Genomic DNA, 20,704 nt, shown 5'->3' with positions numbered 1-20,704 from the left:
ATCTCCTCAGCTTTGCGAAGCGCGCGGCACGATGCCAGTCGCCATGACTTCACCGAACGGCCCCGACAGCACCTGGCCCGGCAACTTGCTTCGCACCGAACGCGGCAGCAGCGGGAACACCAGTTCCGCGAAACGGTAGGCCTCTTCCAGATGCGGATAGCCGGACAGCACGAAGGTGTCGATGCCCAGTTGCGCGTATTCGCCCATGCGCTCCGCTACCTGTTGCGGATCTCCGACAAGCGCAGTGCCCGCGCCACCACGCACCAGACCCACGCCGGCCCACAGATTCGGGCTGATCTCCAGTGCCTCGCGCGTGCGCTTGCCGCCGCCGGCATGCAAGGCGGCCATGCGGCGCTGGCCCTCCGAATCCATCTTGGCGAACACCGCCTGCGCACGCGCCACAGTGTCGTCGTCGAGGCGGCTGATCAGATCGTCGGCCGCGGCCCAGGCGGCAGCCTCGGTCTCGCGCACGATCACATGCAAGCGGATGCCGAACTTCACCGTGCGGCCGTGGCGTGCCGCGTGCCTGCGCACATCGGCGAGTTTCTGCGCGACCTCCGCCGGCGGCTCGCCCCAGGTCAGGTAGGTATCGACCTGCTCGCCTGCGAGTTCATGTGCCGCGGCAGACGAGCCGCCGAAGTACACCGGCGGATGCGGCCGTTGCAACGGCGGGTACAGCACGCGTGCGCCCTTCACCTTGAGATGACGTCCTTCAAAGCTGATCTCGCCGCTGTCGTGGCTTGCTGCCAGCACGTCGCGCCAGATGCGGATGAATTCGGCCGAGGCCTCATAGCGCGCGGCGTGATCGAGGAACAGGCCGTCGCCCTCCAGCTCGGCGACGTCGCCACCTGTCACCAGGTTGACCAGCAGACGGCCATTCGAGATTCGATCGAACGTGGCTGCCATGCGCGCGGCCAGCGTCGGCGTCATCAATCCCGGGCGCACGGCCACGAGAAAACGCAGGCGCTGTGTCACGGCAGCGAGCGCAGACGCCACTACCCACGGGTCTTCGCAAGAGCGGCCAGTGGGGATCAGCACGCCCTCATAGCCAAGCGTGTCGGCGGCGACGGCTACCTGCTTCAGGTAATCGATGCCGACCTCGCGTGCGCCCTCGGACGTGCCCAGATAGCGGCTGTCGCCGTGCGTCGGGATAAACCAGAAAACTTGCATGTCGGAACCTCGTTATCGTTGTGGCCGCGCGTCTCAGCGCTGCGCCTGCTGCCAGCTCGCGTCGGAGACCTTGATCGGCTTCGGGATCAGCTTGAGCGAATGAAACACGTCGGCGATGCGTTGTTGCTCGGCGAGCACCTCGGCGTTCACCGGCCGCGCGCCATACGAGAAGCGCGATACGGCCAGTTCCAGCACGGCAGGCTCGAGGCCGACTTCGCGGATCAGCACGGCCGATGCGTCTTTCGGGTTCTTCTCGGCCCACGCACCCAGCGATGCCAGTTCATCGAGCAAGAGCCTTACGATCTCCGGCTTTGCCTCCGCATACGGGCGCGATGCCAGATAGAACTGGTGGTTGCTGACCACGTTCTTGCCATCCGCGCCGCGGCCATCGGCCAGCACGCGCGCGCCGAGCTGCTTTTCGGCGGCAGCCAGGAACGGGTCCCAGATCACCCATGCGTCGACCGCGCCGCGTTCGAAGGCAGCGCGCGCGTCAGCCGGCGGCAAATAGACGGACTGAATCTCGTTGTAAGGAATGCCAGCCTTCTCAAGCTGGCGCACCAGCAGGTAATGGACGTTCGAGCCCTTGTTCAGCGCCACGCGCTTGCCGCGCAGGTCCGCCACGCTCTTGATGGCTGAGCCCTTGGGTACGACGATCGCCTCCGCGGTCGGCGCCGGCGGCTCGTTGCCGATGTACGCGAGCTGCGCACCGGCGGCCTGCGCAAAGATCGGCGGCGCCTCGCCAACGGTGCCGAAATCGATCGCGCCGACATTGAGGCCTTCCAGCAGCTGCGGGCCGGCCGGGAACTCGGTCCACTTGACGGTGATTCCCTGCGGCGCAAGGCGCTTCTCCAGCGTGCCGCGCGCCTTCAGCAGCGTCAGCGTGCCGTATTTCTGGTAGCCGATGCGCAGCACCTTGGCATCGACGGTCTTCGACTGGGCTTCGGCGCGGCCCGGCAACAGGCCATAGGCCACGCCGGTGGCGATCACGAGTGCAGCAATGAGGGCGCGGCGGCGACGCTGGCCCGCGATCAGCGGATGACGCGAGGTGGTTGAGGATTCGCCGGCAACCGGCGACAAAGTGGACGATGTCATGGATTCTTTCCTGAGCCGGCACGCGTCCGGCAGTCTGTCTGCATGGATGATCTTGGCCGGAACGTCGGCCGATGTGTGCAGTAACCTGGGCAACAACCCGCCCTGCCGGCCTGGTGCACAGGCGGCATGACAAAGGGATTGCCGGTGAGGCCGGCCAGCGCTGACGCGCTAGTGGCCGGCGGGGCTACGGATCAGCTCAGGCAGGACATCGCTGCGCCACCGCTGCTTGCGCGGCGCGCCGGGCCGGCGGGACCGGCACGAATTCGAGCGGGACGTCGATGCGCGCACGGGCCAGTGCCTCGCGCACGCGCAGCACGCCCTCTTCCAGGCGCAGCGCCAGCGCGGCGTCAAAGCGCGCGGGCTCGCTTCCGTCGATCTCGATCTGCTGGTCCACTGCAAAGATGCCGGGCAGGATTTGGCGCGAACCGAGTGCCGACAGCACCGGACGCAGGGCATAGTCGATCGCCAGCGCATGCGCCAGGCTGCCGCCGGTGGCGATCGGCAGCACGACCTTGTCGCGCAGGCCGGTCTGCGGCAATAAATCGAGGAAGGCTTTCAGCAAGCCGCTGTACGCCGCCTTGTAGACCGGCGTGGCCAGCACCACCACCTGCGCCTCGGCGACGGCGCGCGCGGCGGCGGCAATGGCGGGATCATCGGCGCGCGCAGCCAGCAGAGGGCCGGCGGGCAGTCCGCGCAGGTCGATGTGACGGGTGCCTTCGCCAACCGCTTCCAGCTCGCCGCGCAGGTGGGCCAGCAGGTGAGCGGAGCGCGATTGGGCCGAGGGACTGCCGGACAGGGTGAGGATGGACATCGGGGCTTCCTTCTTCGGGGTGGCGGGACGGTGCCGGATGCCCGGGACACCGGCCCCGGCCCGTCCGTCTCGGTGGATTACTTCTTGCCGGGCAGGTAGATCTGGTCGAACGAACCGCCATCGGCAAAGTGGGTCTTCTGCGCCTTCTGCCAGCCGCCGAACACTTCATCGATCGTGAACAGCTTGACCTTCGGGAAGTTCGCCGCGTACTTGGCGGCGATTTTCGGGGAGATCGGCCGGTAATAGTTCTTGGCCGCGATCTCCTGGCCTTCGTCGGTGTACAGGAACTGCAGGTAGGCCTCGGCCGCCTTGCGGGTGCCCTTCTTGTCCACCACCTTGTCGACCACGGCAACCGGCGGCTCGGCCAGGATGGACACCGACGGCGCAACGATGTCGAACTTGTCCGGTCCCAGTTCCTTGATGGCCAGGATCGCTTCGTTCTCCCAGGCGATCAGCACGTCGCCCAGGCCGCGTTCCACGAACGTGGTGGTGGCGCCGCGCGCGCCCGAATCGAGCACCGGCACGTGCTTGAGCAGCTCGCCGACGAAATCGCGCGCCTTGTTGTCATTGCCGCCAGGCTGGCGCAGCGCATAGCCCCATGCCGCCAGGTAGTTCCAGCGCGCACCGCCCGAGGTCTTCGGGTTCGGCGTGATGACCTGCACGCCCGGCTTGACCAGGTCGTTCCAGTCCTTGATGCCCTTGGGATTGCCCTTGCGCACAAGGAACACGATGGTCGACGTGTAGGGCGAAGCGTTGTGCGGCAGGCGCTTTTGCCAGTCGGGCTTGAGCAGGCCCTTCTCGGCAATGGCGTCGATGTCGTAGCCGAGCGCCAGCGTGACCACGTCGGCATCCAGCCCGTCGATCACCGAACGGGCCTGCTTGCCCGAGCCGCCGTGCGACTGGCGCACCGTCACGGCATCGCCGCCCTGCGCCTTCCATGCCTTGGCGAATGCGGCGTTCACGTCCACATACAGCTCGCGCGTCGGATCGTAGGAAACATTGAGCAGTGTGGTTGCCGTCGCTGTCTGCGCGGCGCCGAGGGCGGCCGCTGCGGCCAGGCCGATGGCCAGCTTGCGAATCATCTTGTTGCTCCCGTCAGGTGTCGTGAATGGCGCTGGAGCGCCTCATTGGCTGCCCGCCTTGGCGGCTGGGCTTGTGTCAGGAGCAAGACTACCGAGCGGCCTATCTGAACGGAACGAATGCTTTCGCCGAACCTTGCGTGTTTTCCGCATAAGATCGAGCGGAAATATGCACATGCCTGCGCACGGCACCGATCCGGGCTGTGCCAGCGCCAAGCGCAAGGAAATTGCAGGGTGGAGGATGTCGGGCGCGCATGGCGCAATGAACATGCGCCAGCCGGTAGCACGCCGGCCCGAGCCGAAAACCGGACGCCCAAAAGAAAACGCCCGCACCGTGTTAGCGGTGCGGGCCAAGTTTCCATTTGGAAACGGGTAGACAAGTCATGAAGAGCGCCCCCGCATCTCCATGACGGTTTGAATATTAGCGGGCCGTTCTCATTGTCCAGTTGATGAAGATCAACCGCGCCACGATTGCGGACGATTGCCCCAAAGAAACAAGCGGACACGACCAGGATGGCGCCGTGTCCCGGTCTCTTGTCATGGCACGAAGGTATTACCCAGCACAACGCCCTCGCGCCGGGGGTCGGTGCCGCCCTGCAGCGCGGCCGCGCCGCCTGCCTGGGTCCGCAGGATCGTGTTCACGCCACTGGACTGTGCCGAGGTCGAGATGGTGTGTCCCAGCGCCTTGAGCCCGGTAATGAGCGGATCGTTTGCGCCGCCGTTGCTGGTGTCGATATCCGGATGCTCGCCCCCGAGGGTCGTGGTGGGACTGTTGCTGGCACCAAAGTCCACGAGGTTGGACGATTGCTGCGCGTCCAGCCCCCAGTCCAGCACGCCCACAAGCGTCTTGACCACGTATTGCGGAATGGTGCCGCCGCCCGGGGAGCCCGTGGCCATCAGGAAGTCGCCCATCGACCCGTCGGTCGCCTTGCGGAACACCATGGTCGGCGCCATCGAGCTGCGCGGCCGCTTGCCCGGCTGCACCCGGTTGGCAATCGGGTTGCCAGTGCCATCGACGGGCGTTGCCGAAAAGTCGGTCAGCTGGTTATTGAGCAGGAAGCCGTTGGTCATATGGAACGACCCCATGCTCGACTCCACCGACGTGGTCGCGCTGACCACATTGCCCTGCGCATCGACGATCGAGTAGTGGTTGGTGCCGTGTTCGACCAGCGACGAAATGCCCAGCGGCACGGGACCAAGGTTGCCGGCCACGGCCGTGCCCATCGATTTGGCCGGATCGATCAGCGCGGCGCGCGTCTGCAGGTAGGGCTTGTTCAGCAGCGTGTCCCAGGTTCCGCCCGGCAACGGCACGAAGTCGGTATCCGCCACATACTTGTCGCGATCCGCGTAAGCCAGCCGTTCGGCCTCGCTCACGCGGTGCACGCCCTGCACGGTCGGCTTGCCACCCTCGCCATCAATCGGATTGGGCCTGAGCGATGCCATGTCGAAGTTCTCGATGATCTGCATCGCCGACGCCACCGTGATGCCGCCCGATGTCGGCGGCGGCGCGCCGCAGATCCAGTACGCGCGGTAGGTGACGCAGACCGGAGCGCGCAGCTTGGCCTCGTAGGCCGCCAGGTCGGCCAGCGTGGTCTTGCCCGGCGTGGTCGGCGTGCCGTCCGGGGCGGCGGTCGAACCGATCTTGGCGATGATGTCATTGGCAATGGCGCCCTTGTAGAGCGCGTCGGCGCCCTGCGCCGCCATGGCGGTCAAGGTGTTGGCATAGGCCGGGTTCTTGAGCACCGTGCCAAGCGCCTTCGGGCTGCCGTCGGCATTGAAAAAATAGGCGGTGGCCTCGGGGTCGCGCTTCAGGTTCGCCGCGTTCGAGGAAATGGCCTGCGCGAGCCGCCCGCCGATCGGAAAGCCGTTGGAAGCCAACGAGATGGCGTCACCGAACAGGTCCTTCCATGCCAGCGTGCCATGTTCCTTCTGCACGCGCTCGATCATCCGCGGCACGCCGATCGTGCCGATCGAGCGGCCACTGGCACGGGCATTCGGCTTGGGCGCCGTCTGGTCCGTGGCATCGTCAACGTAGCGCAGGTAGTTCTCGGTGGCGGCTGCGGGCGCGGTTTCGCGTCCATCGTAGGCTTGCACGGTCTTTGCGGTAGCGTCGTAGTAGAGCATAAAGCCGCCCGATCCCATCCCGGTGGCCTCGGGCACCGTCAACCCGAGCACGGCTTGCACGGCGACGGCGGCGTCCGCGGCCGAACCGCCCTTCTTGAGCACAGCGCAACCGGCCGCGCTGGCATAGGCGTTCGAGGTCGAAACCATATAGGTCTTGGCATAGGCCGGCTTCAGCCCGGTGCGATAGCCGGTGGCGGCCTCAGGCAGCGCGGGATCACCAGGCTGGTTCGACCCGACCACCACGGTGCTGCCATCGCTGGCCAGCACCTGGCAGCTGTTGTCGGCCTGCGGCGTGGTGGGAGGCGTGGGCGGGGCCGGCGTCGAGTTGTCGTCGTTGCCACCGCAGGAAACAACCAGCAGCGTGCCGGCAACCGCGGCCGCCAGCGCCAGGGGGACCTTCCGAATTGGCACCATCATCTTTCCTCCACACTACAAGTAGCGCCGGAGCGCGATCTGCGGATGTCGAAACGGCAGCCGTGGCAAAGCGTCTTGATCGGAGGTCTGCCGTGGTGTTAGATCGCGGCGAAGACGAACGCTGCCCGCCGGGCCGAATGGCTCGGAGAATGGGTACGACGGGCTGGGGATGAGAAACGCCCTGCTTAGCGCGAGGGCAGATTCCAGGAGGCGTTCGTCAGGTCGACGCGGGTGTTCATAACCGTGCTGACTGTTATCTTGTCAAGCAATCCATGTGTCCACACTAGTACATTGAACTCGCGATCGAAAGTAGCTTTCGCAAAGCATCGGTGAGGCAGCAGACATACGGCTCGTATCGTCCGGCGGCTGCGGAGTCGGGCCAAGCCGATGCTGTGGCGCAACAAAAAAAGGACCTCCGAAGAGGTCCTTGGCGATGCAGCCAGCCGGCTTAGTGGACGACCCCACCAAACGTGAACTCGCCGTCCTCGTAGTCCACCGGCACCACGTCCTTGGCGGCAAACTTGCCTTCCAGGATCGCGCGCGCCACCGGGTTCTCGATCTGCTGCTGGATCGCCCGCTTGAGCGGACGCGCCCCGAACACCGGGTCGTACCCCGCGCTGGCGATCTTCTCCAGCGCGACCTCGCTGACCTCCAGCGTCATGTCCATGCGGGCCAGGCGGGCCTGCAGGCGTTGCAGCTGGATGCGCGCGATCGACTCGATATTCTTCTGGTCGAGCGCATGGAACACCACGACCTCGTCGATCCGGTTCAGGAACTCCGGCCGGAAATGCGTGCGCACTTCCTGCCAGACGGCGCCCTTCACCGCCTCCTGCGGCTCGCCCACCATCGACTGGATGATCTGCGAACCGAGGTTGGACGTCATCACGATCACCGTGTTCTTGAAGTCCACCGTGCGTCCCTGGCCGTCGGTCAGGCGGCCGTCGTCCAGCACCTGCAGCAGCACGTTGAAGACGTCCGGGTGGGCCTTCTCGACTTCATCGAGCAGCACCACGCTGTACGGCTTGCGGCGCACGGCCTCGGTCAGGTAACCGCCTTCTTCGTAGCCGACGTATCCCGGCGGCGCGCCGATCAGGCGGCTCACGCTGTGCTTCTCCATGAACTCGCTCATGTCGATGCGGATCAGGTGCTCTTCCGAATCGAACAGGAACTCGGCCAGGGCCTTGCACAGCTCCGTCTTGCCGACGCCGGTCGGCCCCAGGAACAGGAACGAGCCATAGGGCTTGTTCTCGTCGGCCAAACCCGCGCGCGAACGGCGGATGGCATCGGACACCAGCCGCACGGCTTCGTCCTGGCCCACCACGCGGTTGTGCAGGCGGTCCTCCATCTTCAGTAGCTTCTCGCGCTCGCCCTGCATCATCTTCGACACCGGGATGCCGGTCGCGCGGCTCACCACCTCGGCGATTTCCTCGGCGCCGACCTGCGTGCGCAGCAGCTTGTTGGGCTGCTTCTGCTCGCTCGCCTCGGCGTCGGTCGCGGCCTTGAGCTTGCCTTCCAGGCCCGGCAGCTTGCCGTACTGCAGCTCGGCCACCTTGTCGAGCTTGCCTTCACGCTGCAGCTTGGCGATGTCCAGCTTGACCTTCTCGATCTCTTCCTTCAGCGCGGCCGTGCCCTGCGCGGCGCCCTTCTCGGCCTTCCAGATCTCGTCGAGGTCGGCGTACTCCTTCTCCAGGCGCGTGATCTCCTGCTCGATCAGGTCGAGGCGCTTGAGCGAGGCTTCGTCGGTCTCTTTCTTGACCGCTTCGCGCTCGATCTTGAGCTGGATGGTGCGGCGCTCGAGCTTGTCCATCGACTCCGGCTTGGAGTCGATTTCCATCTTGATGCGCGCACCGGCTTCGTCGATCAGGTCGATCGCCTTGTCGGGCAGGAAGCGGTCGGTGATATAGCGGTGAGACAGTTCCGCCGCGGCGACGATGGCCGGGTCGGTGACCTCCACGCCGTGGTGCAGCTCATACTTTTCCTGCAGCCCGCGCAGGATGGCGATGGTCGCTTCCACCGACGGCTCGTCCACCAGCACCTTCTGGAAGCGGCGCTCGAGCGCGGCGTCCTTCTCGATGTACTTGCGGTATTCGTCCAGCGTGGTCGCGCCGATGCAGTGCAGCTCGCCGCGCGCCAACGCCGGCTTGAGCATATTGCCCGCGTCGATCGCGCCTTCGGCCTTGCCCGCGCCGACCATGGTGTGGATCTCGTCGATGAAGACGATGGTCTGGCCCTCATCCTTGGCGACGTCGTTCAGCACCGCCTTCAGGCGCTCCTCGAACTCGCCGCGGTACTTGGCGCCTGCCAGCAGGCCGGCCATGTCGAGCACGAGCACGCGCTTGTTCTTCAGGGTCTCGGGCACTTCGCCGTTGACGATGCGCTGCGCCAGGCCTTCGACGATCGCGGTCTTGCCGACGCCCGGCTCGCCGATCAGCACCGGATTGTTCTTGGTGCGGCGCTGCAGGATCTGGATCGCGCGGCGGATTTCGTCGTCACGGCCGATCACCGGGTCGAGCTTGCCCATGCGGGCGCGCTCGGTGAGGTCGATGGTGTACTTCTTGAGTGCCTCGCGCTGCGTTTCGGCGTCGGCGCTGTTGACGGCATCGCCGCCACGCACGGCCTGGATAGCCGCCTCCAGCGGCTTGCGGTTCAGCCCGTTCTCGCGCGCAATGCGGCCCGCGTCGCCCTTGTCTTCCGACACGGCGAGCAGGAACAGTTCGCTGGCGATGAACTGGTCGCCACGCTTGATGGCTTCCTTCTCGGCAGCGTTGAGCAGGTTGACGAGGTCGCGGCCCACCTGGACCTCGCTCGTGCCCTGCACTTGCGGCAGGCGCTTGATGGCAGCGTCCAGCGCGCTCTGCAGGCCGCTCACGTTCACGCCGGCACGTTGCAGCAGCGCCTTGGCGGCGCCGTCGTTCTGCGCAATCAGCGCGCGCAGCAGGTGCTGCGGTTCGATGTATTGGTTGTCATTGGCCAGCGCCAGGCTTTGCGCATCAGCGAGCGCTTCCTGGAACCGGGTAGTCAGTTTGTCAAGACGCATAGGATTCCCTCTCTCAATGAGTGTCCTGATGCTAGGGAGCTCGCCTGGCCGGACACTGTATGTCTTTCCGAAAGATAAGGCTTTGGCTTGACATTTCAAGACCACGCTGACGCGATCTTGGCATGATCGAAAGTGCAGGATGCGATACGCATGGCGAGCGACTCGCACCTCGCCTTCTGCATCACCAGATGGATCGCAGGCCGACCAGCTTTGGTCAGGCCCAGGCGACGGATACGCCCCTGGGCCGTCTGCGGCTCGCCGAGTGATCGGCGAGCCCCCCGGAGGATTGGCTCAATCCGGAACCTGTACAGAGCCGGTACTGGCGGCGATCTGGTTGCCGGCGTCCGGACTTGGCGAGATCGGCGGCACATTGGCCGGCAGCAGCGTCGGCGCGGTGGTGGTATTGGTGGCGCCACCGCGGGGGATCGTGCGCACCACTTGCGACGGCGGCAACGGCTTGCCGGTCGTGAGGTTGTCAAAGACCGCATCCAGCGCGCGGATCAGGTACAGGTGCAAAGGCACGTAGCGGTTGCTGTACCCCGACACGGCCCCGATGAACGCATCGAAATGCTGCGCGTTCTCGACCTCGATATACGAGAGCTTGCTGGCCGCGCCTTCCTGCTGCCGGTTGAATCCCAGATACGGCCGCGACGTGTGATTGACGGGAAGCAGGCCATCGCTGCGGCCGTGCACGATCAGCGCCGGCTTGCCACGCAGGTTGCCCGAACGCTGTATCTCTGACAGGCCCGACTGCAGCGCCAGCGCCTGGGAACCGGTGCCCGTCAGCAAGTCGCGCAGGCACTTGGCGCCGTCGAAGTTGGCATCGGGCCGGTTGCTGGAGGCGGACACCGACTGGCCATTCAGGAACGGGCCATGCTGCAGGTCGCGGTCATTGATCAGTTGCACCGTACTGGTCGGCGGTACGCCGTTGCCGGTCGAGAACATCGAGGCCAGCGCCACGGGCGCGATCGCCGCCGGCTTGAAGTCGGTCAGCGTGGCGGCGAAGCTGTAGCCGCACAGCCGGTCGGTCACGCTGGCCCGGGCGTACGAATTGGCATAGGTCACGGCAATCGAGGCCGCCGTGTCGAAGAGGGACAGCGACGGATGCAGCGCATCCGATTCCGGTTCCCACCCGGAATCGTGCAGCGTTTGCAGTGCACTTGCCGCCTGGTCGCTTACCGTGGTACCTGAGATCAGGTTGTTATCGACCAGTGACTGGCACCGGGCGATGTAGAACTGATTGGTCGCAAACGCCGGCGCATTGACCAGCGAGGTCGCCTGCGACGCGCATAGCTGCAGCAGGTTGGCCGTGGTGATGTAGTCGTAAAGCAAGCGGCCCGATGCATTGACCTGCCTGCCGCCACGCTTGACCAGGATGTTGGCATTTGACGGCAGGTTCAGGTTGGGCTCGGCCACGGCCACGCCGTCAATCATGCCGGTGGCGTCCTGCTCGGCCGCCGCGATCGCCGCCCCGCCCCCGTTGGAGACACTGGAGGCGATCACCAGGATCGCGTTCTTGCCCAGGGTCCGCTGGCGCACGCCATTTCCGGCGACCAGGCCAAAGCGGTCATTGATCGCCCAGATGCCGAAATCGATGGCCTGCAACGTGAACTTGCCCCAGTCCTTCTCCGGGTTGCGCTGCGAATGGGCATGCTTGAACGCCAGGCGATGCGGTGCCTGCGTCGTGAAATCGGCCAATGACAGGATGCCCGGCCTGGCCGCGAACTGTGCGTTGCTGCCGGCGGCGCTGCGCGCCGCGCGCGTGCCGTCGATCAGCGGCACGGTGTCGGTGTCCAGGTCGTGCGGCGCGGCACCGGTGCCCTTGTCGGTGTACGCCACCGCGCAGCCGCGCTTCAGGCCCCACTCGCCCACGGAAATCGCGCCATACACGCCACGCGAACCCGACGAAGTCGCGGTAATCATGCAAGGCTTGCTCAGATTGAACGTGTTCGGAATCTGCACCAGCATCGTCACGTTCTCCTGCCCGCTGCCGTCGTCGGAGAAGGCCAGGTATTCGACGCCGGCGATCCTGCCCTGCCCGGTCGTGACATTGCCCTGCGCATCGACATTGGGCCCGTAGAACGTACCGAAGCCACCGCCGGCGGTGGTGTCCACGATCGCGCGGTAATTAGTGTAGATCGCGTAGCGGCGCAGCTCTGCCGCGGTCGGCGTGTTCGGACTGGCCGGCACCGGCGCCGTGGCGCTGGCCAGCCCATCCTTGCCAAGGCCGGCGGTCAGCAGGTCGTCCGTGACGCCGTCATAGGCCTTGATCGTCACCGTGCCGATATTGGCCGGCTTGATATTGGGATTGGTGTTGCCGTCGTTGCTGTCGCTGCCGCCACAGGCCGTGGCCAGCAATGCCGCGACCGCAGCAAACGCCAGCTTGCCGAGGCGATGAAAGTTGTGATGCTGCATGGGACCCTCCTGGTTTGCTGACTATCCGCTCATGCCGAGAAGACTTCCGAACTGCAAACTGCCGGGCCACCCGCCGCCTTCCCGGACCCGGGAAGCGTGCGCGCAGCTTGTGTTGTTCGACCCTGCCGGTCGGCGCGCGCGGCGCGGTTCAGGGCGTGACTGCAACCCGAGCCAAAGCCGCCGCTGCCAGCAACACACCGGTCATGGTAGCGAATATGGCCGACGGCACTGTGCAGACTGTGCGGAAGACCACGGTAAAACCGCCCTCACCGCGCCTGCAAGCCGTGCGTGATCATGTCGAAGGCGGCATCGACCACCTTGTCCATCGAGGCCGGCCGCTTCCACAGTGCGTAGCGCATGCCAAGGAAATTGCTGATGCCGATCAGGCACCAGGCGCGCACCTCGGCGTCGCCCGGGCACACCTCGCCCTGCTCGGCCGCGCGGCTCAGGCGCCGGCTGTACAGGTCCGCAAAGACCTGGAAGTAGCCGCTATAGATGGTCTCGTCCACCGAATACGAGTCAAGCACGATCCGGTAGAGATTCTTGTGTCGGGAAACAAAGGAGAGGAATGCCTTCAGGCCGAGCCGTTCGGCGTCCAGCTGGGTGGTGGCCGGTGCCACGTGGTTGCGCAGGTGGGTGCGCAACAACTCGAGCATGTGGTGGACCAGCGCGCGGAAGATGTCTTCCTTGTCCTTGAAGTACAGGTAGAAGGTACCCATGGCGACCTTGGCTTCCTGCGTGATCTCGGAAATCGATGCGTCGTAGTAGCCTTTCTCGCCGAACACCTTTTCGGCGGCACGCAGCAGGGATTCGCGGGTCTTCTGCCCGCGCGCGGTCTTGGGCGGGCAGATGCCGGAGTCAGTCCTGCCGGATTCGGTCTGGGACATCGTGTCTCCACTGTGGCGCTCGGGCGCCCTCTGTGTGTGTTACCAGCGTCCCGCGACCTGCCCGCCGTCCGGCCTCCTCTGCCCGGTGCGGCACCGCGAAACATGAGGACTGATTCACGTTTCATCGTATAGACGGCCGGCGGCCGATGTCAATGCATGGCTTTCCCGTACCATGCGGCACCCGCGCCGCGTCCGCCCGCGGTCAGGCCAAAAAGCGGTAAGTCCACAAACCCAGCCCGGCCAGCAGCAGCGAGCCACCCAGATGGCTGGCCACATGCAGCAGCGCCCAGCCGTAGTCGCCGGACATCAGGTTGGCCAGCGCCTCGCTGGAAAACGTGGAAAACGTGGTCAGGCCGCCAAGGAAGCCCGTAATGGCCAGCAGGCGCCATTCTGGCGGCAGCCCGGGATGGGAATCAAAGAAACCGACGGCCACGCCGATCAGGTAGCCGCCAAGCAGGTTCGCGGCCAGGGTGCCGTAGGGCAAGGCGGGATTGAGGGCGTTCCAGATGACCGAGAACCCCCAGCGCAGCCATGCGCCGATCGCCGCGCCAATGCCGACCGCCACGAACCCCAGCGGGCCCATCAGTTGCCGCCGTCGCTGCCGGCCTCTGCGCCGCTGGCGTTGATGGACGGGATCCCCCAACGCTTCAGGGCCGCCTCGTCGGTCACGCGGGCATCGACCCAGCGCGCGCCTTCAGGCGTCTCTTCCTTTTTCCAGAACGGTGCTTCGGACTTGAGGTAGTCCATGATGAATTCGCATGCCGCGAATGCGTTGCCGCGGTGCGCGGACGCCACGGCCACCATCACGATCTGGTCGAGCGGCAGCAGCGGCCCGACGCGGTGGATGATGGTCACGCCCAGCAGTTCCCAGCGCGCGCAGGCGGCGGCCTCGATCTGCGCGAGGGCCTTTTCGGTCATGCCCGGATAGTGCTCAAGCTCCATCGCGCTGACCGCGCTGCCCTCGCTCACATCGCGCACGGTGCCGATGAAGCTTGCCACCGCCCCAACGCCGGGCCGGCCGGCCCGCAGCGCCGCGACTTCTGCGCCGAGATCGAAATCTTCACGCTGTACCCTGACGCTCATATCAGCCTCCGGTTACCGGCGGGAAGAAGGCCACTTCGCAGCCGTCGGCAATCGCTGTATCGGGGCGCGCCACGGCGTGGTCGACGGCCATGCGCAGTGCGCGGCCGTCGGCCAGGGTCTCGGCCCAGGACCCGCCGCGCGTGCGCAGCCACTGGCGCAACTCGCCCACCGTGCGCACGTCGCCCGGGATTTCCGCGCGCTCTTCGGCAACGCCGAGTTGTTCACGCACACTGGCAAAAAAACGTAGTTCGATGTTCATCACGACTTCTTGCACCGTCCGCACCGCCCGCTATGCCAGCAGGCCGTCGAACGGAATGAACTGCACGGTATCGCCGTGCGCGATCGCCCGGTCGGGCGGGTTGTCGATCATGCCGTCTCCCCACACCGTGGAGGTCAGCACGCCCGAGCTTTGATTCGGGAACAGGTCCAGGCCGCCATTGGCATTGATGCGCGCACGCAGGAACTCGTTGCGGCGGTCGCCCTTCTTCAACTCGAAATCCGCGCGCAGCGGCAGGCGCCGCGGCGCCACGTCGGCCACGCCCTGCAGGCGCAGGATAAACGGCCGCACAAACAGCAGGAAGGTGACGAAGCTCGATACCGGGTTGCCCGGCAGGCCCAGGAAAAACGCGGGATCGCTGCCGTCGTTGCTGACCTGCCCGAACGCCAGCGGCTTGCCCGGCTTGATGGCGATCTGCCACATGTCGAGGCGCCCTTCGGCTTCCACCGCGGGCTTGATGTGGTCTTCGTCGCCGACCGAGACGCCGCCCGACGTAATGATCAGGTCATGGCCCTGTGCGGCCTTGCGCAGCGTCTCGCGCGTGGCGGCCAGCGTGTCCGGCACGATGCCCAGGTCGCTGACTTCGCAGCCCAGGTTTTCCAGCAGGCCACGCAGCGTGAAGCGGTTCGAGTTGTAGATCGCCCCGGGCTTGAGCGGTTCGCCCGGCATGGCCAGTTCGTCGCCGGTGAAGAACACCGCGACGCGCACGCGCCGCACCACGTCCAGGCGTGCCTGGCCCACCGAGGCGGCCAGTCCCAGCGCCTGCGGCGTAAGCCGCGTGCCGGCAGGCAGGATCACGCTGCCGGCCTCGATATCCTCGCCGGCCCTGCGGATCCATTCGCCCGATTGCGGCACGTGGTTGACGATCACGTCGTTGCCATCCGCCACGCACTGCTCCTGCATCACCACGGCATCGGCGCCGGGCGGGATCAGCCCGCCGGTGAAGATGCGCGCGGCGGTGCCGGGCGCCAGTTCGGTGCCGACATGGCCGGCCGGAATGCGCTGCGACACCGGCAGGCGCGTGCCCGCGGCCGGCACATCGGCGGCGCGCATCACGTAGCCGTCCATCGACGTGTTGTCGGCGGGGGGCACCTGCAGGGAACTGGTGACCGGAGCAGACAGCACGCGGCCGTTTGCGGCCAGGGTGTCGACGGCTTCGACCTGAGCCAGCGGACGAGCGGCGGCCAGCAGGGCGTCGAGCGCCTGGGCCATGGTCAGCATCGGGGGGCGGGAAGACGCTGCAGCTTGGGTCATGATGGGATGTGTGGGTTCGGAGCGCCCATGAAAAACGGCCCGCGCATCGCGCCGCACAGCGTCTATCCGCTGGTACGGGCAATCCGGGGGCCGGGTCTGGGCCACGGCTAGCCTGATTGTAGCGAGTTGGCGCCGCCAAGGCATGCGGCGGCGCCGCAGCCACCCGGAGGCGCCCGCGCTTACAGGCCGGTGTGACTGGCGATGAAGGCCTTGATCTGGCCGACGTCGTTCGCCATCACCTCGAAGCGCTGCGGCAGCTTCTCGATGCCTTCGAAGGCAGCCGGACGCTCGGGCTCGTGGCCCAGAGCCTCGCGGATGGTGTCCGCGAACTTGGCCGGCAGCGCGGTTTCCAGCACCACCATCGGCACGCCGGCGCTGAGATGCTCGCGCGCCACCTTGATGCCATCTGCGGTATGGGTATCGATGGTAATGCCGTAGCGCGCCGACATGTCACGGATGGTCGCCACGCGATCGTCGTGCGTGCTGCGGCCCGAGATAAAGCCGAACTGGCCGCGGATGCGCTCGAATTCCGGCGTACCCGACAGGTCGAAGCCGCCCTTCTCGTCCACGTCGCGGAACAGCGCGGCCAGCTTGCCGGCGTCCTGGCCGAGCAGGTCGAAGATAAAGCGCTCGAAGTTCGACGCCTTCGAGATATCCATGCTCGGGCTCGACGTATGGTAGGTCTCGGCCGACTTGCGCACGCGGTAGGCGCCGGTGCGGAAGAACTCGTCTAGCACGTCGTTCTCGTTGGTGGCCACCACCAGCTTGTCGATCGGCAGGCCCATCATGCGCGCGATATGGCCGGCGCAGACGTTGCCGAAGTTGCCGGACGGCACGCAGAACGACACCTTCTGGCCCGGGCCCGAGGTCGCGAGCAGCCAGCCCTTGAAGTAGTACACCACCTGGGCCACCACACGCGCCCAGTTGATCGAGTTGACCGTGCCGATGCGCTGGCGCGCCTTGTAGTCGAGATCGTTCGAGACCGCCTTGACGATGTCCTGGCAGTCGTCGAACACGCCTTCCACCGCCAGGTTGAAGATGTTCGGGTCCTGCAGGCTGAACATCTGCGCGGTCTGGAACGCGCTCATCTTGCGGTGCGGGCTCAGCATGAACACGCGGATGCCGCGCTTGCCGCGCATCGCGTATTCGGCAGCGCTGCCGGTATCGCCCGAGGTAGCGCCGAGGATGTTCAGCTCCAGCCCGGCGCGGCCCAGCGCGTACTCGAACATATTGCCCAGCAGCTGCATGGCCATGTCCTTGAAGGCCAGCGTCGGGCCGTTGGACAGGCCCAGCAGTTGCAGCTTGGTGCCGCCTTCTTCGCCGAGCGTGCGCAGCGGCGTGATGTCGGCGGTGTTGTCGCCGGCGCGGGCGTTGCGGTACACCTCGGCGGTGTAGGTCTTGCGCGTCAGCGCGCGCAGGTCCTCGGCCGGGATGTCATCGCAGAACTTGCTCAGGATCTCGAACGCAAGATCGGCATACGAGAGCTTGCGCCAGGCTTCCAGCTCGTCGGCGGTGACCTGCGGATACTGCACGGGCAGGTACAGGCCGCCGTCCGGCGCCAGGCCGCCCAGCAGGATTTCGGAGAACGTTTGCGGCACTTCATGGCCGCGGGTCGACTGGTATCTCATGGGTCCGGAATATCCTGCCGCTCAGTTCAGTTCTTCCATGCGCAGGCGCGTGACCGCCGACAGCACGGTCGGCAGCGACTCGATCTTGGCGATGGCGGTATTGACCTGCTTCTCGCGGGTCACGTGCGTCAGGATGATGATGTCGGTCTGCGGCTCGCCCTCGCGCGATTCCTTCTGCAACATGGCGTCGATCGAGATGCCCGCCTCGGCCAGGATGCGCGTGATCTCGGCCAGCACGCCGGTCTCATCCGCCACGCGCATGCGCAGGTAGTAGGCGCTGTTGATTTCCTCGATCGGCAGCACCGGCACGTTCGACAGCTCGTCCGGCTGGAACGCCAGGTGCGGCACGCGGTGGCCCGGATCGGCAGTGTGCAGGCGGGTCACGTCGACCAGGTCGGCGATCACGGCCGAAGCGGTCGGCTCGGCGCCGGCGCCCTTGCCGTAGTACAGCGTGGCGCCCACGGCGTCGCCCTGCACCAGCACGGCATTCATGGCGCCTTCCACGTTGGCGATCAGGCGCGAGGCCGGCACCAGCGTCGGATGCACGCGCAGTTCCACGCCATCGTCGCGGCGGCGCGTGATGCCCAGCAGCTTGATGCGGTAGCCCAGTTCCTCGGCGTACTTGATGTCGGTCGCGGCCAGCTTGGTGATGCCTTCCACGTGGGCCTTGTCGAACTGCACCGGCATGCCGAAGGCGATCGCGCTCATCAGCGTGACCTTGTGCGCGGCGTCGACGCCTTCGATGTCGAAGGTCGGGTCAGCCTCGGCATAGCCGAGCTGCTGCGCTTCCTTCAGGACCGTGTCGAAATCCAGGCCCTTGTCGCGCATCTCGGACAGGATGAAGTTGGTGGTGCCGTTGATGATGCCGGCAATCCACTGGATGCGGTTGGCGGTCAGGCCTTCGCGCAACGCCTTGATGATGGGGATGCCGCCGGCCACGGCCGCTTCGAACGCGACGATCACGCCCTTGCGGCGCGCGGCTTCGAAGATCTCGTTGCCGTGCACCGCCAGCAGCGCCTTGTTGGCGGTGACCACGTGCTTGCCGTTCTCGATGGCCTTGAGCACCAGCTCGCGCGCGATGCCATAGCCGCCGATCAGCTCCACCACGATGTCGATGTCCGGGCGGGTCACCACCACGTTGGCGTCGTTGACGATCTCGACTTCGCCATTGGTCAGCTCGCGTGCGCGCTCGGTGTTGAGATCTGCCACCAGGGCGATCTCGATGCCGCGGCCGGCGCGGCGGCGAATTTCTTCCTGGTTGCGCTTAAGCACGTTGAACGTGCCGCTACCGACGGTACCGATGCCGAGCAGGCCAACTTTGATGGGGTTCATGGACAATCTGACTCTAGGTTGCTAAGGATAAGTTGCAGCGGCCGCCCGTTCAGGCAGCCACCTTGCCGTGGCGTTTTCGGTACGCCTCCAGGAAGCGCGCGATGCGGTTGATCGCCTCGCGCAGGTCTTCCTCGTGCGGCAGGAATACGATCCGGAAATGGTCCGGCTTGTCCCAGTTGAAGCCGGAGCCCTGCACCAGCAGCACCTTGGACTCCTGCAGCAGTTCATAGATGAACTCCTGGTCGTCCTGCACCGGGTACATCGACAGGTCCAGCTTCGGGAACAGGTACAGCGCGGCCTTGGGCTTGACGCAGCTGACGCCGGGAATCGCCGTGATCAGCTCGTACGCCAGGTCGCGCTGGCGGCGCAGGCGGCCGCCTTCGGCGACCAGGTCGTTGATGCTCTGGTAGCCGCCCAGCGCGGTCTGGATGGCCCACTGCCCCGGCACGTTGGCGCACAGGCGCATCGAGGACAGCATGTTCAGGCCCTCGATATAGTCCAGCGCCGGGCGCTTGTCACCCGACACCACCATCCAGCCGGCCCGGTAGCCGCACGAGCGGTAGTTCTTGGACAGGCCGTTGAACGTCACCGTCAGCACGTCGGTCGACAGCGAGGCGATCGAGGTATGGACGTTGCCGTCGTACAGGACCTTGTCGTAGATCTCGTCGGCGAAGATGATCAGCCCATGCTCGCGCGCGATCGCGACGATCTCCAGCAGCAGTTCGTCCGAGTACAGCGCGCCGGTCGGGTTGTTCGGGTTGATGATGACGATGCCCTTGGTGTGGGGCGTGATGCGGGCGCGGATATCGTCCGGGTCAGGCATCCACTCGTTGGACTCGTCGCAGATATAGTGGACCGGCGTACCGCCCGACAGGCTCACCGCGGCGGTCCACAGCGGGTAGTCCGGTGCCGGCACCAGGACCTCGTCGCCGCTGTTGAGCAGCGCGTTGACCGCCATGACGATCAGCTCCGAGGCGCCGTTGCCCACGTAGATGTCTTCCAGGCCGACGCCCTGGATATTCTTCTGCTGGGTGTAGTGCATGATCGCCTTGCGCGCGGCGAAAATGCCCTTCGAATCCGAGTACCCCGCCGAATTCGGCAGGTTGCGCATCATGTCCTGCTGGATTTCCTCCGGCGCATCGAAACCGAATACGGCCAGGTTGCCGATATTCAGCTTGATGATCTTGTGCCCCTCTTCCTCCATCTGCTTGGCCTTTTCCAGGACCGGGCCGCGGATGTCGTAGCAAACGTTATTGAGTTTGTTGGATTTCTGGATGGGTTTCACGGCGATGTCGGCGGAGGCGAAAACTGCCGCGTCGGCGGCAGCGAACATGGGAATCCGGATGGAGTTTGGGTGCGCCGTCCGTTGCGGTGCAATGCTGTCGTGCCGTGAACGTGGCAGACACGGAGGCAAAAGCTATAATTTATCGGATTATGACAGACTTCGGCAGCAATTCTTGCATTGCAGCGTGCCCCGGCCCCCGGCGAAATCCGCCGCCGCCGGCGCCTGCATCACTGCCGCCAACCCGCTGCCTGCCCGCGCTGCCGGCCATCCGCCCCGGGGCGGAACGCCACGGCGCCGGCCAGACAGCCTCCGGGGCCCCCAATTGAAACTTCACGCCGACCAGCCGCAGGCGCTCAATACCGTCACCGCCTATGGGCCGGACTACATTGAAATCAACCTGATACGTCACACGCATTCGATCCTGGTGCTTCCGGAGGGCGAGATCCGTCCGTGGCCGGTGGACCGCTTCGAAGACCTCGAACCCGCTCACTTCGAGGCGCTGGCGGCACTGGAGCCCGAGGTTGTGCTGCTGGGAACGGGTTCGCGCCTGCGCTTCCCGCACCCGCGGCTGACGGCCTCCCTGGCCCGCAGGCATGTCGGGGTGGATGCCATGGACATGCAGGCCGCATGCCGCACCTACAATATCCTGATGGCCGAAGGCCGCAAGGTGGCCGCCGTGCTGCTGCTCGAACCCGAAGCCGAAGCCGCAGGCAGCTGAGCCGTCGTTGGCCGGACTGGAAAAGTTGAGAAGGCGCCACGCTTGAAGTTCGGGCGCGCGCCCCAATCTGCTCCCCTCGTGACGCAGGCGCGCTACCC

General features: G+C 65.9%; 16 protein-coding genes. 1 reads left to right on the top strand and 15 read right to left on the bottom strand.

All coding sequences use genetic code 11. The annotated features are described in order from the left end of the window. Nucleotides 1-6 precede the first annotated feature (6 nt). The 15 genes from ssuD to AC3FKH_RS20545 form a co-directional block, all read right to left on the bottom strand. Nucleotides 7-1,170 (bottom strand): FMNH2-dependent alkanesulfonate monooxygenase, encoded by a 1,164-nt coding sequence (gene ssuD / locus AC3FKH_RS20615; protein ID WP_488677655.1) that lies wholly within the window; start codon nucleotides 1,168-1,170, stop codon nucleotides 7-9. Between the two features lie 33 nt (nucleotides 1,171-1,203). Continuing rightward, nucleotides 1,204-2,262 (bottom strand): sulfonate ABC transporter substrate-binding protein, encoded by a 1,059-nt coding sequence (locus tag AC3FKH_RS20610; RefSeq protein WP_488677654.1) that lies wholly within the window; start codon nucleotides 2,260-2,262, stop codon nucleotides 1,204-1,206. Between the two features lie 196 nt (nucleotides 2,263-2,458). Continuing rightward, complete coding sequence (ssuE, locus tag AC3FKH_RS20605; protein ID WP_488677653.1) at nucleotides 2,459-3,073, bottom strand: NADPH-dependent FMN reductase; 615 nt, start codon at nucleotides 3,071-3,073, stop codon at nucleotides 2,459-2,461. Between the two features lie 77 nt (nucleotides 3,074-3,150). Beyond that, nucleotides 3,151-4,155: a sulfate ABC transporter substrate-binding protein gene (locus AC3FKH_RS20600; protein WP_488677652.1), complete on the bottom strand. Its 1,005-nt coding sequence runs from the start codon at nucleotides 4,153-4,155 to the stop codon at nucleotides 3,151-3,153. 534 nt (nucleotides 4,156-4,689) lie between these two features. Then, complete coding sequence (locus AC3FKH_RS20595) at nucleotides 4,690-6,693, bottom strand: gamma-glutamyltransferase family protein (protein WP_488677651.1); 2,004 nt, start codon at nucleotides 6,691-6,693, stop codon at nucleotides 4,690-4,692. Between the two features lie 445 nt (nucleotides 6,694-7,138). Further along, nucleotides 7,139-9,727, bottom strand: a complete 2,589-nt coding sequence (gene clpB, locus AC3FKH_RS20590; RefSeq protein ID WP_488677650.1) for an ATP-dependent chaperone ClpB — start codon at nucleotides 9,725-9,727, stop codon at nucleotides 7,139-7,141. A gap of 291 nt (nucleotides 9,728-10,018) precedes the next feature. Further along, a complete protein-coding gene (locus tag AC3FKH_RS20585) occupies nucleotides 10,019-12,142 on the bottom strand; it encodes a D-(-)-3-hydroxybutyrate oligomer hydrolase (protein ID WP_488677649.1) in 2,124 nt (707 codons plus the stop codon). Nucleotides 12,143-12,408: 266 nt separating this feature from the next. After that, on the bottom strand, nucleotides 12,409-13,029 hold the full coding sequence (locus AC3FKH_RS20580; RefSeq protein ID WP_488677648.1) for a TetR/AcrR family transcriptional regulator: 621 nt from the start codon (nucleotides 13,027-13,029) through the stop codon (nucleotides 12,409-12,411). Between the two features lie 202 nt (nucleotides 13,030-13,231). Continuing rightward, entirely contained in the window at nucleotides 13,232-13,612 is a 381-nt protein-coding gene (crcB, locus tag AC3FKH_RS20575) for a fluoride efflux transporter CrcB (protein ID WP_488677647.1), read from the bottom strand. After that, a complete protein-coding gene (gene moaE / locus AC3FKH_RS20570; RefSeq protein ID WP_483729646.1) occupies nucleotides 13,612-14,112 on the bottom strand; it encodes a molybdopterin synthase catalytic subunit MoaE in 501 nt (166 codons plus the stop codon). Before moaE ends, crcB begins: the two co-directional genes overlap by 1 nt. A 1-nt stretch (nucleotide 14,113) precedes the next feature. Beyond that, complete coding sequence (gene moaD, locus AC3FKH_RS20565) at nucleotides 14,114-14,371, bottom strand: molybdopterin converting factor subunit 1 (RefSeq protein ID WP_488677646.1); 258 nt, start codon at nucleotides 14,369-14,371, stop codon at nucleotides 14,114-14,116. 30 nt (nucleotides 14,372-14,401) lie between these two features. After that, nucleotides 14,402-15,643: a molybdopterin molybdotransferase MoeA gene (locus tag AC3FKH_RS20560; RefSeq protein WP_488677645.1), complete on the bottom strand. Its 1,242-nt coding sequence runs from the start codon at nucleotides 15,641-15,643 to the stop codon at nucleotides 14,402-14,404. Between the two features lie 179 nt (nucleotides 15,644-15,822). Then, a complete protein-coding gene (thrC, locus tag AC3FKH_RS20555) occupies nucleotides 15,823-17,271 on the bottom strand; it encodes a threonine synthase (protein ID WP_488677644.1) in 1,449 nt (482 codons plus the stop codon). Nucleotides 17,272-17,292: 21 nt separating this feature from the next. Beyond that, nucleotides 17,293-18,603 carry a homoserine dehydrogenase gene (locus AC3FKH_RS20550; RefSeq protein ID WP_488677642.1) on the bottom strand — a complete coding sequence of 437 codons (1,311 nt, stop codon included), beginning with the start codon at nucleotides 18,601-18,603 and terminating at the stop codon, nucleotides 17,293-17,295. A gap of 49 nt (nucleotides 18,604-18,652) precedes the next feature. After that, a complete protein-coding gene (locus AC3FKH_RS20545) occupies nucleotides 18,653-19,936 on the bottom strand; it encodes a pyridoxal phosphate-dependent aminotransferase (protein WP_488677640.1) in 1,284 nt (427 codons plus the stop codon). Between the two features lie 274 nt (nucleotides 19,937-20,210). Between AC3FKH_RS20545 and AC3FKH_RS20540 the strand changes: the two genes are divergently transcribed. After that, nucleotides 20,211-20,606 (top strand): Mth938-like domain-containing protein, encoded by a 396-nt coding sequence (locus AC3FKH_RS20540; RefSeq protein ID WP_488677639.1) that lies wholly within the window; start codon nucleotides 20,211-20,213, stop codon nucleotides 20,604-20,606. Nucleotides 20,607-20,704 lie beyond the last annotated feature (98 nt).

The organism is Cupriavidus sp. 21MJTG02-4 (assembly GCF_057798975.1).
This window is presented reverse-complemented; position numbering and strand designations above follow the sequence as displayed.

What these genes read in the sequence shown, in the direction of transcription:
- ssuD (WP_488677655.1), bottom strand. Translation starts at nt 1,170, where the DNA reads ATGCAAGTTTTCTGGTTTATCCCGACGCACGGCGACAGCCGCTATCTG.
- AC3FKH_RS20610 (WP_488677654.1), bottom strand. Translation starts at nt 2,262, where the DNA reads ATGACATCGTCCACTTTGTCGCCGGTTGCCGGCGAATCCTCAACCACC.
- ssuE (WP_488677653.1), bottom strand. Translation starts at nt 3,073, where the DNA reads ATGTCCATCCTCACCCTGTCCGGCAGTCCCTCGGCCCAATCGCGCTCC.
- AC3FKH_RS20600 (WP_488677652.1), bottom strand. Translation starts at nt 4,155, where the DNA reads ATGATTCGCAAGCTGGCCATCGGCCTGGCCGCAGCGGCCGCCCTCGGC.
- AC3FKH_RS20595 (WP_488677651.1), bottom strand. Translation starts at nt 6,693, where the DNA reads ATGATGGTGCCAATTCGGAAGGTCCCCCTGGCGCTGGCGGCCGCGGTT.
- clpB (WP_488677650.1), bottom strand. Translation starts at nt 9,727, where the DNA reads ATGCGTCTTGACAAACTGACTACCCGGTTCCAGGAAGCGCTCGCTGAT.
- AC3FKH_RS20585 (WP_488677649.1), bottom strand. Translation starts at nt 12,142, where the DNA reads ATGCAGCATCACAACTTTCATCGCCTCGGCAAGCTGGCGTTTGCTGCG.
- AC3FKH_RS20580 (WP_488677648.1), bottom strand. Translation starts at nt 13,029, where the DNA reads ATGTCCCAGACCGAATCCGGCAGGACTGACTCCGGCATCTGCCCGCCC.
- crcB (WP_488677647.1), bottom strand. Translation starts at nt 13,612, where the DNA reads ATGGGCCCGCTGGGGTTCGTGGCGGTCGGCATTGGCGCGGCGATCGGC.
- moaE (WP_483729646.1), bottom strand. Translation starts at nt 14,112, where the DNA reads ATGAGCGTCAGGGTACAGCGTGAAGATTTCGATCTCGGCGCAGAAGTC.
- moaD (WP_488677646.1), bottom strand. Translation starts at nt 14,371, where the DNA reads ATGAACATCGAACTACGTTTTTTTGCCAGTGTGCGTGAACAACTCGGC.
- AC3FKH_RS20560 (WP_488677645.1), bottom strand. Translation starts at nt 15,643, where the DNA reads ATGACCCAAGCTGCAGCGTCTTCCCGCCCCCCGATGCTGACCATGGCC.
- thrC (WP_488677644.1), bottom strand. Translation starts at nt 17,271, where the DNA reads ATGAGATACCAGTCGACCCGCGGCCATGAAGTGCCGCAAACGTTCTCC.
- AC3FKH_RS20550 (WP_488677642.1), bottom strand. Translation starts at nt 18,603, where the DNA reads ATGAACCCCATCAAAGTTGGCCTGCTCGGCATCGGTACCGTCGGTAGC.
- AC3FKH_RS20545 (WP_488677640.1), bottom strand. Translation starts at nt 19,936, where the DNA reads ATGTTCGCTGCCGCCGACGCGGCAGTTTTCGCCTCCGCCGACATCGCC.